This is a genomic window from Pseudonocardia sp., assembly GCF_025465255.1.
In the GTDB taxonomy this organism is placed as follows: Bacteria; Actinomycetota; Actinomycetes; order Mycobacteriales; family Pseudonocardiaceae; genus Pseudonocardia.
In genome coordinates this window covers 1-12822 of the sequence record NZ_JAODNI010000156.1, presented here as the reverse complement: position 1 = coordinate 12822, position 12822 = coordinate 1, and the positions used below count along the sequence as shown (strand labels likewise).

The window sequence follows — 12822 nt, the reverse complement described above, 5'->3', positions numbered from 1 at the left end:
TCGCCCGGGAGACAAGGTCGTGTTGACCGGGACGATGCAACGCGGTCGAGCCGAGATCGTGGAACACGCGACAGCCGTCGGCCTCCGAATGACCACCGCGGTCAGCAAGAAGACCAGCGTCGTCGTCGCGGCCGATCCCGACTCGCTATCCGGCAAGGCCAAGGACGCCCGCGCCATCGGCGTCCCCGTCGTCAACGAGCACGCCTTCCTCCGGGTCCTCGCTGAGATGCCCAGTCACCAGCCCTGAGCCGGACTACAGGCAGCCAGCAAGGCTCCGAGACCAGCGCGAGCCCGGAGCACTGTTGGTGGCGAAGGGCGTGGATGGTTCGAGCCTCTGAGGCAGGCGTCTGAGCTGGCTCGAGACCCTGCCGGTGGCCCATGTTTACAACTTGGTTTACAGATGCTCTCAACGAGCAGCTCAGAACGACCCCAGAACAGACCGAAGTCCCCTGAACCTGCTGGTCAGGGGCCTTCCGGCTGCGTGGGCGATACTGGGATCGAACCAGTGACCTCTTCGGTGTGAACCCGCGGGACACACCAGCTCACGGTCTTTGACCTTGTAGTTGTCGGCCGTCCGCGTGCTGCAGGTTCGCCGTCGTCCGTCCACGTTGTTGTCAACTTTGCAGTCAAAGCAAGACTCGTAATGGCAGAACCTGGGCGGAGAACACGGGAGACACCAATCCGTCACGCGTGGCTGACCGATCTCATCCGCGAGGTCCACGCGACCTCCCGCGGCACCTACGGAACCCGGCGGGTGCACGCCGAGCTCACCCTCGGCCGACTATACGGCGGGCAGCTCAGCCGGCGCCCATCCCTGTTCAGCCGAGGGCACCCACGCACGCATGAGTTCGAGCAGCGGCCGTACCCCGCTCTCGGACAGAACCAGCTCACGATCCTGCCGGCGAAGGAAGAGTTCCTCGACCGCGTGGTCGAGGAACTGGAGCAACGAGTCGTAGTATCCAGCCACGTTGAGCAGGCCCGTCGGCTTGTTGTGCAGGCCGATCTGGGACCACGTCACGATCTCCGCGAACTCCTCCAACGTCCCGAGCCCACCCGGCAGGGCGATGAACCCGTCTGCGAGCTCGGCCATCAGCGCCTTGCGTTCGTGCATGGACTCCACGAAATGAATCTCGGAAAGGCCTTGGTGCGCAGTTTCGAAGTTGCCGACCAGTTGTTCGGGTACGACGCCGACGACTTCGCCGCCCGCCTGCAGGACCCCGTCCGCCAGCGCCCCCATCGTTCCTACGTTGGCGCCACCGTAGACGACCCGGATTCCCTCCTCGGCGAGAACGCCGGCCAGTTCGCGAACGGTCTCCAGATACGCCGGCTGGCGGCCCGGATTCGACCCGCAGAACACGCACACAGCTCTCATGACCAAGATTCCTTGTCCTCACGTACCCGGTTGATCCCTATCGGAGACCGAAGGTGCGCCACGCCCGCCCGGGCGCTGAACGAATCCCTGACGACGCTTGATACGTCACCTGGGAACCTGACTTCAGCTGGCCTCGCCCAGTCGTTCGGCGGGCGTGGCATACCGCACCTACACGCTGACCGGCGCGGGCTCCCGGATCGAGGCGATCGCGTCGGCGTAGTAGTGCTCCGGCGTGTCGCGTTCACTGCGCTCGATCACCTCGGTGAAGTCCCAGGTCCTGAGCAGCTTGCCGTTGCGGAAGACGGGCACGAGCACGTTCTCCTCCGCGGGGATGGAGTCTCGTGGGACCGTCCTGTAGTCGCCGTCGACGTACTGCAGTGCCAGGCGGCCCGGCTTCGAGCGCTTCATGGCGTCGCCGGTGGGCGTCTTGCAGACGTCGATCCACGTCCCGTTGATTCGCACCGCGTTGGCCTTCTGGCCGAAGTTCAGGGTGTCCCGGTTGCACTGCTGCAGGAGGCCGCCGCCCATCCCGAGGAAGATGTTGTCGGCAGCCAGTCCGCGGCGTTCGAGCTCGACGTAGATGCGGCCCATGCTGTCCAGATTGAGACCGTCGCCCCATACCGTGCGGATGTAGGGAGGCAGGACCCGGAACCCCTTGCTGTTGGTCTCGTAGCCGAAGCTCTCCATGAGCCATTCGGTCGTGTCCGCGGACACCTGCACGGGGTCCCCGGAGTCGGCGCGCGCGCCGATCAGGCCGGGGAAGTTCTGGATTTCTTCCTTGAGTTCGCGCCCGATGATGTTACGGACGCAGTTCTCGTGGTCGAACGTGTCGGTGAGCAGACCGACGATGCCGCTGCTGTACTTCTGCAAGGCTCGCCGCATCACGGCGAGCTCACCGTCCCGACCCCATGCCGAGATTCCCGCGTGTTCCATGTTCACACAGGATCCGGCGGGGGCATCGGCGTTGTAGTACTTCTGGGCGGCGAGACACCCCGGGACGGTGTCACTCTGGTCGAAGTTGACCAGGTGGGCCATGCCTCCCAGGGCAGCGGACTCCTGGGAGCTGACGCCTCGGGCACCGTAGTCGTGCAGGTACTTGCGGAGCATCTCAGGATGGTCGGAGGTGCGACTGAGCGCTTCCCCGATGACCTTCTTCGCCATCCAGCTGACGGTGCCGACCGTCGTCGGGTACCAGATCGCGCGCAGCAGGGCGGTCTCGAAGAAGCTGGTGACCCAGTAGTACTTCGGGTCGGTGTTGATGAGCTGGACGAGAACGTTCCTGGTGGGGACGACGGTGCCTTCGGGCACGGCCTCGATCTCGACGGGGAGGTAGCCGCCGTGGTCGTTGAGGAGGTCGATCCAGTTCTGCCGGTTGAAGTGCACGCCCTGCTGGCGGGTGACGTGCTCCGCGTCGTCGATGTTCTCCAGCGTGATCGGCCGTGACAGGTACTCCCGCAGGAACGCCTGCAGACCGACGAAGAGCGTCGAAGAGAATTTCCCGCCCCGCGACTCGATGTAGCTGGAGACGTACTCCATCCCGTCCGGGTACATCGCGTAGTGGGTATGCTTGTAGTTGTCGGTGTTGCTGATGATGTTCGAGAAGTCGGCCCGGTTGGCCATCTGATATCACTCCTTCATCTGGCGACGTAGGCCGACTGGTACCGGCCTTCGTCCTGTGTTGGGGTTTGCGCGCTGCCCTTCATCTGCTTTCCCGAGACGCCCCGGCCTCGGGCGTTGTGAGCCGTTGCGGCGCGGCGCCTGCGACGCCATCGGTGATGGCGTCGCAGGGCACGCTCTCCTCCTTGTGCGATGTGTCGGCGGACGTCGGGCGGTGCCGAATCCGTCGATTCGGCACTACTATTTCCGGCCGGCGTGCGAATACCGCCACGGCGGCGGTTCGTCGCGTCGCCGAGAAGCGCGTGATGCTGCGGAGAAGAGCGCCCGCAACAGGTGATGTGGAGGAGGGACCGTCCGGTCTTCCGACCCGCTATCCGTTCCGCAGACGGTCCTTGACGAAGTCCGGGAGCTCGTGGACCTCGGTCACCTGGGCCGTGGTCGTCTCACGGGTGTCCCAGCCGGCCATCTTGTCGGTCGACACCTTGAAGTAGGTCCGCCCCACGGTCTTCCCGAAGAGGAAGTACGCCTCCGCCAACGGATGACCCTCGTGGAAGTACTTCTCCCCGACCACGTGCTCGAGCCTCTCGACGAGCTCGGGGTCGTCGACGGGTCCGGCGGACCCGATGATCCGGACGCCGGCGACGGTCGTGTACTCGTTGCCGCTGTCGACGAGGGCGGACATGGCCCGGCCGCTGCGTAGGTTCTCGGCGTGGCGACCCGCGGCGTCGATCGGCAGGTAGATCGTCTCGTCGACCACCACGAACCACAACGACGACAGGTAGATCGAGTTGTCCTCGTTCAGCGTCGCCAGGCGGAGGGTCAGCTCACGGGACAGGTACGACCAGCGCTTCTTCCCGCGTAGTGGCGCCGCAACGCTCGCCGTCACGGCCGCGACTGCCTCGGTCATCGTGCAACCTCCGTTCGCAGCGATCGGAGCGCCTTGCTGTACTCCTTCTGCTCGACGATTCCCGGACGCGGGGAGGGCCCACTGGTGAACATCAGCTTGCTGCGCACGCCCGTCGGAACCATCTTGTAGCTGTAGCCGGCCGGCAGGTACAGGACCTCGCCGGGGCCGATCTCCAGAACGACCTCCTTGCCCGTCCGGTCCTTGGCGATCACCCGCATCATCCCCTCGATGCAGTACTGGGTCTCGTCGAAGTTCGACTGGAACCAGCCGACCTCGCCGTGCTCGGGCTCGACGTACATCATCCCGTGGCGGAAGTACCGGGCATCGTCCAGTTCGCGGCTCAGGAAGATCTTGGTGCCGATGCCGTCGGCCCAGTCCATCTGGGGCAGCGATTCGATGTAGTCGTCCGACATCGCACGCGGATACCGCCGCGCGTTCTCACCATTCGCGTCGTATGTCATGCGCGTGTCCAACCCCGCTCTCGGTCGCTTTGCGAACTCGCAGGAAAATCTCCTGCGCTCGTAGATTTGTGACTGCGCGAGCAGGCTCGGATCCCGCCGACCAGCTCGACCTCGTTTTGGCGCGGTTTCCGCTAGGCCCGGTTGAGGATGTGCGGGGGCAGGACGCGCTTCTCCGCAACCGGTGGCTGCGGCAGCACGCGGGTATCCCAGCCATCCGTACGGTCCGGCACGATCTTGTACCACCGACGCGCCTGAACGGCGCCCGCGCTGAAGTAGTACTCGAGATGTGGGTGGCCGAAGTAGAAGTACTTCTCGGCAGCCAGGTCGAGCAGCTCCTCGATGAGGGCGGGGTCATCCACCACTTCGGCGCGGCCCTCCAACTGGACGGCCCGGAAGTTCGCGATCTCGTCGCCCTCGTCGACGACGCCCGAAACCCGTCCCCCGGCCTCGATCGTCTGTTGATGTTTGGCTGCCGGGGTGGATGTGGAGCCCGGATCCCCGATGACAGGGTCCATCGGGATGTACACGGCCTCGTCCTTCACCACGTACCACGCCGGGGTCACGTGTATCGCTTCGCCGTCACGAGCGGAGGCCAGGCGGATCGTCTTCGCCTGCTCCAGAAAGGCCCACCGCTTCACTCCGTCAAGCGGAGCCAACTCACTCAAAGTGACTGGCATCGTCCTGTTCCTCTCAGAGATCCGCTTCGGAAACAGCGCGCATGTCGATGAGTGCGTCGCTGTAGGAGGCGTCGTCGCCCGTATAGCGCCAGCCGGACTGCATCACCGGGGCCATCGTCCAGAAATTGATGGACTCCACGCCGGTCGCCTTCATCGTGTACTTGTAGCCCGCCGGGGCCCAGAAGTGATCGCCTTCGTCGAGGACGAACTCGGCTTCATTGCCTTCGGCGTCGGAGACGAGTACGCGCAACTGGCCCTTCATGCAGTAGAAGGCCTCGTCCCAGCTGGTCTCGTCCCAGACCAGGTCCTCCATGTCCGCGTCATGGAAGCACAGGCCCTGACTGTAGAAACGTGCTTCGTCCCGCTCCCGGGAGATGAAGACCCCGCTTTCGCACCCCTTGCTGAACTGCAGACGCGGCATCTTCTCGATCTCGGAGAACCGAGTGTGTCGGGGGAAGCGGTTGGCCCGTGGGGGCGCCGACTTCCGGATGGCGGAGCCTTTCGACTCGCCCGGGCGGTTGCTGTTACTGGTCATGCCTTGCACCCTCCTGCGGTTTCCAAAGGGAAGATCGTGAAGAAGACGGGACTAGGCTGGTCCCCTGGGTACTGGGCGTCGGTGCCTGTTCGGTTCCGCGCAGCCGGCAGTCGACGGCGGAGAGCTCGAGGGGACGCCGGACGCCGGGCGTCGGTGTCATGCCGTACTCGCGGAGGTGGCGGCGGCCGGGATCCCGCGGTCGGCCCGCTCGCGCAGCGCCGGCAGCACATCGGTGGTGAACTGCTCGAGGAAGCGCCGCTGGTCGCCGCCCGGGCCGTGGATGACGAGGTCGTCGGAGCCGAGGTCGAGGTAGGGCCCGATGCGGTCGACGACATCGGCCGGGTCGTCGGAGACGATGAAGCGGGTGTGCGCCTTGTCCGCGCCGCGATGTAGATCGGCACCGGCTGCTCGGGGCGGTCGTAGATCGTGGCCTTGGACGCGCGGTAGTACTCGTCCTCGAAGTCGACGCGGTCCTCGGTCCGCAGTCGACGCATCAGCGTGATCGACTCGGCCATCCGCATCCGGCGCTCCTTGGGCCCCGGGAACTCCTCCCCTGTCGTCGGGGTCTCGTTCATCGCCTCGCCGGATCCGATGCCGAGGATGACCCGGCCCGGGTCCAGCGCGCCGAGCGTGCCGAACGCCTGCGCGACGATCGACGGGTGGTAGCGCAGGGTCGAGGTCAGCACGCTGGTCGCGAGCACCGCGCTGCTGGTCGCCTCCCCCACCGCGCCGAGCCAGGTCAGCGCCGACGGGGCGTGCCCGCCGTGGTGGCGCCAGGGCTGGAAGTGGTCGGACACGGCGACGATATCGAGCCCGCGGTCCTCCGCCTCGACGGAGAACTCCAGCAGCTCTCGCGGCGCGAACTGCTCCGCCGACGCCTTGTAGCCGATCCTGACGGTCACTGAAGAGCCCTCTCCGAACGCGCTCGTGGAGAGCGAGCGGACGCATGCGCGCTCATGCCCGGGCGCTCCTGGCCGGGGCCCGCCGCGGCGACGTCGAGCAGCGCCCGACCCGCGGTATAGGCCTCCCGCAGGTCCGACCCGTCGTAGACGGCGGCGGCAAGGCGGCGGAGCAAGGGAATGGCGTTCACCGCCACCGTGTTCGACAGCCACTCGAAGAGCAGCACGTCCGAAGTCGAATCGCCGTAGGCCACGCACTCACTCGCCGTGAGTCCGAAATCGTCGAGCAACGCGACAGTGATGTCCACCTTGTGCTGCACCGTGAGGAACAGGTCCTCCGTCGGCGGGCGGCCGGGCTCGACGCCGGCGCCGTACACGGCCCCGGCACCCCAGCGCTGCAGCCGGCGGACAAAGAACAACGGCGACTGGGAGATGACCACGCTGTGCTCGCCACGGGCCGCGATGTCGGCGAACACCTCCATCATCCCGTCGATCCACGGCGCCGCCTCGAACGCCTGGTCGATCTCCTCCTCGCTCGCCCCCGCCCAGAGCGGTAGCACCCGCTCCCAGAACGCCTTGTCCTCGACCTCCCCGCGCAGCCACGCCTCCTCCATCGCGTTCGCGATCTCGAACGAGCCGAGATGACGGGACAACTCCAGGGTCGCGACTCCGCGGAGCAGAGTCCCGTCCATGTCGAAGACGTGCAGCCGGGTCATCCGGGTATCGCTCCTCGTCTCGGGTGTTCTGAGGGGATCAGCGACTCGCGGCGCGGCGGAGACAGGCGCGACGAGCGAGGATCTACGCGGTACCGCGCAGGGGCCGGTCATGCCCTGGTGCTGATTCGGCCGTCGTAGCCGGCGCACATCAGGCCGACCGTCGATCCGGTACGACCCGGCGACCGAGCCACGTAGTGAAATCCTGCAGTTGATCATCTCGCCGTTGCCATCTGCCGTCTGCAGATCAGCGGGAAGCATCGGCGGGTGCGCGCCCAATTCCTGAACGTGAACAGGCGACGCGTCCGCGCCGCGACTGGAGCGCAGACCGCTCAGGCCACAGTGGATTCCGATGCGGATGATCAAGTGCCATGGAAGTTCCGATCCATCCAGCTAGTCGTTTCTAACGGAGGGAGGAGTAACGCCTGAGGTCCTAGGCCTGCTGCGATCAGTGGGACCATGGACGCGCGGCAGTCGTCGCAGGTCAGGATGTTGAAACGGCTGATTGGGTGAGCTACGCCACTTGCTGAGGCCAAGTTAGCGCCCTCCGCTGGATCGGACAAGAGATGAATCGTTTCTACTTTTTCGTTCCCCATAACGGGCGATCTGTCCCGGCCTAGGCAACTTGTTGCAGCGGACTGTGGCCACCCGACATGTGCGGAGTAACCGACGCGGAGCATACGCGCAGGTAGGAGCGTTTCTTACTGGGCTATCAGCGCTACTGGTCAGTGCGCAGTCGACGTAGAGCGCCTGCCCTGAGCTAGGGCCGCGGGGTCGCTCGCGTTACGGGAGGTTAAATCTGAAAAGCATTCTACCGGGACCGTTGAATCCGAGATCGGTAAAGTCAGCGCCGAAGACGCAACGATCGACGACGCCGCGGGCCTGCCGCGCTGGCGCCCCGATCTCGCCGACCGACAACGCGCGTTCGGGCGAGAACGGGCGAGAACTTGCGCGCCCGCCGCCGGGCGCGCAACGAGTACCTCGTTGAAGCGTCCTGCGCCCGCGTGGTGTCCCGCACCGTCGTCGGGCGTGGTGGAGATGATCGGCAGTGCCGTTCGGTGCCACGATCAGCACCCGGGCCCCGTCGGCCAGGCCCCGCCGCCCCAACCGCCACAGCGGCATCTTCACCCTTTGCCGCCACCGCTCCGACCGGCCGCCGGACCCACCGCAGTCTCTCCAGGGCCGGGGCACCCGCTCGGCGGTGGCGACGAGGTCGACGTTGACCGCGCCGACCGCGCCTCCACTCATCGGGGCTTCCCCCGGCGGCGCGGCAGCCGAGTCTCGCAACTGAAGGATGGGGTGGGCAGCGCTCAGGAAGCTGAAGTACCCGGCTCTGCTCGTCGTCCGGCACCTCGCTCCGACCACTTCGAGCACACCTACTGTCGGCCGTTGGCGGGCCCGTCCATCAGCAGCTGCGGGGGCCATCGGGGAGCGCGGGACCGGGCGTCGCGGTCGGGGGGCAACGTCGTGCTGCGCATGGCAGAACCTCTCATCCAAGCGACCCGAGAACTGGACACATGGCAAGGCCGGAGCGAGCTAGATCACAGTATTAGAAACGTATCCATGAGAGGCCGCTCACGCAAGGTCACCTTGCGGTACGTTGCCGCTAGGACCGGCATGGCTTGCGAACCGCAAACAGCCCTCACGCAGGTGCGGGGGAGGCCGTCGAGCCCGCGTAGCGATCATCGCGCCTTTGTCCGGGTCGCCGCGTGTGGTCCCGCAGGGTTCGACACATCGAATGTCCGAGGGACGGAGGCATCTCCCCGTCATGGTCCCGCCGACCAGCGCACTCGCACCTCTGCGCGTGCTCGACTTCTCCCGCGTGCTCGCCGGTCCGTTTGCCACGATGCTGCTCGCCGATCTCGACGCCGAGGTCACGAAGGTGGAGCGGCCCGGCATGGGCGACGACACCCGCGCCTGGGGCCCGCCGTACGACGACCGCGGGACCGCCACCTACTTTCTCGCGGTCAACCGGAACAAGACCGGCATGGTCCTCGACCTGGCTGACCCCGACGATCTGTCCACCGCCCGCCGGCTCGCCGGCGCCGCCGACGTGGTCGTGGTCGTGGTCGTGGAGAACTTTCGTCCTGCCGTGATGGACCGCCTCGGTCTGGGCTATGACGCGTTGCGGGCAGACAACCCGGGGCTCGTGTACTGCTCGATCACCGGCTTCGGTCGCAGCGCAGGTGCGGACCTGCCCGGCTACGACCTGCTGGTCCAGGCAGTCGGCGGACTCATGAGCAACACCGGCGCACCGGACGGGAAACCGCAGAAGGTCGGTGTGGCGGTGGTCGACGTACTCGCCGGGCTCTTCGCCACCGTCGGCATCCTGGCCGCGGTGCGCCACCGCGACACCACAGGGAATGGCCAGCACGTCGAAGTCGATCTGCTGTCCTCACTGCTCGCGGGGCTGGTCAACCAGGCCTCGGCCTACACCACCGGCGGCGTTGTACCGAGCCGGATGGGCAACCGGCACCTCAGCGTCGTCCCGTACGAGCCCCTCCCGACCAGCGAGGGCGAGCTCGTCCTCGCCGTCGGCAACGATCGCCAGTTCCGCGCACTGTTCTCCGTCCTCGGGGCCGAGCCTCTCGCCACCGATCCCCGGTTCGCCACCAACCCCGCCCGTGTCGCCCATCGCGACCAGCTGCGCGCAGTGCTCGTCGAACTTCTCGCTACCCGCCCCGCGGCGGAGTGGACCGGGGCCTGCACGGCCGCGGGAGTGCTCAACGACCTCGCAGGCGCCTTCCGGCTGGCTGCCGAGCTCGGCTTGGAGCCCGTGGTCACGCTCCCCTGCCCGGACGGGTCAGCGTCCACCTTCCGCGCAACCCCATCGGGCTTTCCGGGACACCACCGACCTACCGTTGCGCGCCGCCACAGCTCGACAACCCAAGCGACCACGACATCGAGCCAGACGAAGGAGACAGCCGATGACGGCGTGCACCCCCCTCATCATCGACACCGACCCCGGAGTAGACGACGCGTTCGCGCTGGTATTGGCGCTGTGCAGCCCGGAGGTCGACGTCCGTGCCGTCACCGTCACGTTCGGCAACGTAAGCCTGGACAAGACCTCTGCCAATGCGCGGCGGGTGCTCGCGCTCGCCGGGCGAACCGACGTCCCCGTCGCCGCGGGTGCGGCGCGCCCGCTGGTGCACGCGCAGGCGGAACTGGCCTCGGATTGGCATGGCGTCGATGGGCTCGGCCTGCGCTCGGACGACTTCCCGGAGCCCGGCCCCGCCGACCCGCGTGCGGCCGTCACCCTGATGGCCGACGTGCTGCGCGCGTCCCCGGACCCGGTCACGCTCGTCTCCCTCGGCCCCATGACCAACACCGCCGTGCTGCTGACCGCTCACCCCGAGTTGGCCCCGCGGATAGCCCGGATCGTCGCCATGGGCGGGTCCATGGGCACCGGCAACACCCGCGGGGCCGGCGAGTTCAACGTCTACGCCGACCCCGAAGCCGCCCACCGCGTGCTCACCGAGCCCGCCGTCCCGGTCATCCTGGTCCCGCTCGACCTCACGATGGGCTGCCTGGCCGACGGCGCCTGGCTCGATGCGCTCGCCGCCGCCGGGCCGCGCTGCGCAACGCTCGTCAGCACCGTCACTCTCTACCGCCAGGTGTTCCGCGAGCGCTACGGCCTCGATGCGGTCGCCCTGCACGACACGCTGGCCGTGCTCGAGGCCGTACTACCCGGCACCCTGCGCACGGCCGCTCTTCCGATCAGCGTGGAATGCAATCTCGGCCCCGGTCGCGGTATGACGGTGGCAGAGCGTCACCCCGACGCGCCCGGCCCACCCCCGGTACGCGTCGCACCCGCCCCTCACACGCCCGGCCCGCCGGTGCACGTGGCACTCGAGGCCGACACCCCCGCTGTCCTCTCGGACACCCTGCGCCGGCTCGTCACCTTCGGCTGAGCAGGTTCCGCCAGTCGCGTTCGGGCTCCTCTCACCGATAGAGACGGAACAGCCCACACCGGTGCAGTGGGCCTCCGTGTCTCAGCTATGCGTGCCAAAGCGGCCATCCACACGGTCAAGGTGCCCCGGATTAAGGGCATGGGCGATGTGATCGTCGACCGCCGCGCTGATCAATACGTCGTCGATGTCGACGAGCACCAGGAACAGCCGACAACCGAGGCGGGCCGCGACATGCTCGGCATCCCGGAACCGGTGCCGGTACCCGGAGCTTGACCGAGGCGCAGGTCGCCGAGAAGGTCCTCCCCGGCTGAGCGATTCCGGGCGCCGCAGCCCGTCTCTCTGATCTTGTACCGGGGGACGGATGACCGACATCGGGTACGACACGGGCAGCCTGCGGCAGGGTGCGGATCAGCACCATTCCTGCTCCGACGCGGTCACCGCGCTCGACGCGATGCTCGCGGCGATCGACGTGACCGCAGTTCCGGTGGGAGCGTTCGCTGCCGGGGCCTGAGGTGACGGTGAGGCGGACGTCGCAAACCGGGTGAGGGCCTGCCCCGAACGATTCAGTCCCGCGTGAGCTCCGGGAACGTTCACGGCGGCCACGGGGCGGCGCTCGACCCGCGCTCCCCCGCCTTTCACCGGGGCTCCGCACACGGACGCAATGGACTCGGTCGTCCGCCGCCAAGCCGAGCCGGCACCGGGTTGGACGGTGCCCGAGCTGGAGGAGAACCGGAATACCGCGGCACATTTGCGCCCGGCCCATCGGGTGTTGCACGACGTTCGAGACCGGGGGCCGTGCATTGCACGGTCGTACCACGGGTCCGTCTCCGACTCGGTGGAGGTCGACCTGCATCACGAGGGCGCGTGTAACGAGCCCGAGCGCGATGGGCGCAGTCGTCGGTCAGCTGAGCCGGACGCTGGTCGTGGAGTTCCGGGCTGAGCGTCGGTTCCAGCAATGCCGAGCCGACCTTCTGCCCGGAGATGATGGCGTGCAGGGCACGGGCTCCGTCTCGACCCATCTGGGCCATGGAGAGGACACCGAGGTGAGAGGGACGGGCAGCCACCGCGCGAGCGGGATGTCGTTGTACCCGCCCACGGCGAAGTTCTTCCCCACGACTCGTCCGTGCTCGCGGGCGGCGCCCATCGCGCCGATCGCGGCGAAGTCGTTGATCGCGAAGATCGCCGTGATCTCCGGATGGCGTTCGAGTAGGGCATGTGCAGCCTCGTAGCCGCCTTCTCCGTCAGGTGTGGAGGTCTGGATACAGCTGTCGGGCACGCTCGTTCCTGACGACAGGAATCGCTCGACGAAGCCGTGTGTGCGCTCCACGCAGGTACTCACGAAGTCAGGCCCTGCTCGGTGCGCCCCGCGGCCAGCGCGGCGTCGCGGGCGGCGAGCTCCGTGGGGTGGTCCTCGACGAGGCCGCGGCGCTGCGCCCGCTCCTCCTCGAGGGTGGTGTCGCGGGCGCGGAGGGTGTGGCGGTCAGGGAGGCGACCTGGTCGCGGAGCTCCCCGGCCTGGGCCGCGGTGGCGTCGGCGAGTTCTTCGGCGCGGGTGAGGCGTTCCTCGAGGGCGGTGGCCCGGCCGTCGGCGCGCAGTTGCTCGCTCTTGCGGTTCAGCGCCTACGGAACGGAATCCCCCGCGTCGTGATCGTTCCGTGACGGCGAAGGCGGCACGGATTGCGGCCGAGGGCGCATACTGCAGCCACCATCCGCCCCGGACCCCGGCGGCCG

General features: G+C 67.5%; 12 protein-coding genes and 3 pseudogenes. 6 read left to right on the top strand and 9 right to left on the bottom strand.

Annotation, left to right across the window (positions count from 1 at the left end):
* Both JWP64_RS18975 and JWP64_RS18970 read left to right on the top strand, forming a co-directional pair.
* On the top strand, positions 1–247 hold a 247-nt coding region (locus tag JWP64_RS18975; protein WP_366890224.1), incomplete at its 5' end, for a BRCT domain-containing protein.
* Between the two features lie 426 nt (positions 248–673).
* Positions 674–778: pseudogene (locus JWP64_RS18970) on the top strand (IS3 family transposase); the annotation flags it as partial.
* A gap of 3 nt (positions 779–781) precedes the next feature.
* Here JWP64_RS18970 and JWP64_RS18965 read toward each other — a convergent pair.
* The 8 genes from JWP64_RS18965 to JWP64_RS18930 form a co-directional block, all read right to left on the bottom strand.
* On the bottom strand, positions 782–1372 hold the full coding sequence (locus JWP64_RS18965) for a TIGR00730 family Rossman fold protein (RefSeq protein ID WP_297498990.1): 591 nt from the start codon (positions 1370–1372) through the stop codon (positions 782–784).
* Between the two features lie 168 nt (positions 1373–1540).
* Entirely contained in the window at positions 1541–2992 is a 1452-nt protein-coding gene (locus JWP64_RS18960) for a nicotinate phosphoribosyltransferase (protein ID WP_297498988.1), read from the bottom strand.
* A gap of 367 nt (positions 2993–3359) precedes the next feature.
* Positions 3360–3896 (bottom strand): pyridoxamine 5'-phosphate oxidase family protein, encoded by a 537-nt coding sequence (locus JWP64_RS18955; RefSeq protein WP_297498986.1) that lies wholly within the window; start codon positions 3894–3896, stop codon positions 3360–3362.
* Positions 3893–4309 carry a hypothetical protein gene (locus JWP64_RS18950; protein ID WP_297498984.1) on the bottom strand — a complete coding sequence of 139 codons (417 nt, stop codon included), beginning with the start codon at positions 4307–4309 and terminating at the stop codon, positions 3893–3895. Before JWP64_RS18950 ends, JWP64_RS18955 begins: the two co-directional genes overlap by 4 nt.
* A 179-nt stretch (positions 4310–4488) precedes the next feature.
* The gene (locus JWP64_RS18945) at positions 4489–4995 is read right to left on the bottom strand and encodes a pyridoxamine 5'-phosphate oxidase family protein (protein ID WP_297498982.1); all 507 of its coding nucleotides are present in this window, start codon (positions 4993–4995) and stop codon (positions 4489–4491) included.
* A 52-nt stretch (positions 4996–5047) separates the two neighbouring features.
* Positions 5048–5569 carry a hypothetical protein gene (locus JWP64_RS18940; protein ID WP_297498981.1) on the bottom strand — a complete coding sequence of 174 codons (522 nt, stop codon included), beginning with the start codon at positions 5567–5569 and terminating at the stop codon, positions 5048–5050.
* Positions 5566–6471 (bottom strand): LLM class flavin-dependent oxidoreductase, encoded by a 906-nt coding sequence (locus tag JWP64_RS18935; RefSeq protein WP_297498979.1) that lies wholly within the window; start codon positions 6469–6471, stop codon positions 5566–5568. Before JWP64_RS18935 ends, JWP64_RS18940 begins: the two co-directional genes overlap by 4 nt.
* A complete protein-coding gene (locus JWP64_RS18930) occupies positions 6468–7547 on the bottom strand; it encodes an HAD-IB family phosphatase (RefSeq protein WP_297498977.1) in 1080 nt (359 codons plus the stop codon). Before JWP64_RS18930 ends, JWP64_RS18935 begins: the two co-directional genes overlap by 4 nt.
* Positions 7548–8919: 1372 nt before the next feature.
* Between JWP64_RS18930 and JWP64_RS18925 the strand changes: the two are divergent.
* From JWP64_RS18925 to JWP64_RS18910, 4 genes and pseudogenes are all read left to right on the top strand, one after another.
* Positions 8920–9846, top strand: a pseudogene (locus tag JWP64_RS18925) (CoA transferase); the annotation flags it as partial.
* Between the two features lie 262 nt (positions 9847–10108).
* Positions 10109–11092 (top strand): nucleoside hydrolase, encoded by a 984-nt coding sequence (locus JWP64_RS18920; protein ID WP_297498975.1) that lies wholly within the window; start codon positions 10109–10111, stop codon positions 11090–11092.
* A gap of 87 nt (positions 11093–11179) precedes the next feature.
* Positions 11180–11365 carry a hypothetical protein gene (locus tag JWP64_RS18915; RefSeq protein WP_297498972.1) on the top strand — a complete coding sequence of 62 codons (186 nt, stop codon included), beginning with the start codon at positions 11180–11182 and terminating at the stop codon, positions 11363–11365.
* 88 nt (positions 11366–11453) lie between these two features.
* Positions 11454–11603, top strand: a complete 150-nt coding sequence (locus JWP64_RS18910; protein WP_297498970.1) for a hypothetical protein — start codon at positions 11454–11456, stop codon at positions 11601–11603.
* A 390-nt stretch (positions 11604–11993) separates the two neighbouring features.
* Here the strand turns inward: JWP64_RS18910 and JWP64_RS31595 are convergent.
* Positions 11994–12446, bottom strand: a pseudogene (locus JWP64_RS31595) (substrate-binding domain-containing protein); the annotation flags it as partial.
* Positions 12447–12822: the final 376 nt, after the last annotated feature.

Excerpts from the sequence above, each read along its gene's own strand:
- JWP64_RS18940 (WP_297498981.1), bottom strand. The coding sequence starts at position 5,569 with ATGACCAGTAACAGCAACCGCCCGGGCGAGTCGAAAGGCTCCGCCATC.
- JWP64_RS18920 (WP_297498975.1), top strand. The coding sequence starts at position 10,109 with ATGACGGCGTGCACCCCCCTCATCATCGACACCGACCCCGGAGTAGAC.
- JWP64_RS18950 (WP_297498984.1), bottom strand. The coding sequence starts at position 4,309 with ATGTCGGACGACTACATCGAATCGCTGCCCCAGATGGACTGGGCCGAC.
- JWP64_RS18915 (WP_297498972.1), top strand. The coding sequence starts at position 11,180 with ATGCGTGCCAAAGCGGCCATCCACACGGTCAAGGTGCCCCGGATTAAG.
- JWP64_RS18965 (WP_297498990.1), bottom strand. The coding sequence starts at position 1,372 with ATGAGAGCTGTGTGCGTGTTCTGCGGGTCGAATCCGGGCCGCCAGCCG.
- JWP64_RS18910 (WP_297498970.1), top strand. The coding sequence starts at position 11,454 with ATGACCGACATCGGGTACGACACGGGCAGCCTGCGGCAGGGTGCGGAT.
- JWP64_RS18955 (WP_297498986.1), bottom strand. The coding sequence starts at position 3,896 with ATGACCGAGGCAGTCGCGGCCGTGACGGCGAGCGTTGCGGCGCCACTA.
- JWP64_RS18960 (WP_297498988.1), bottom strand. The coding sequence starts at position 2,992 with ATGGCCAACCGGGCCGACTTCTCGAACATCATCAGCAACACCGACAAC.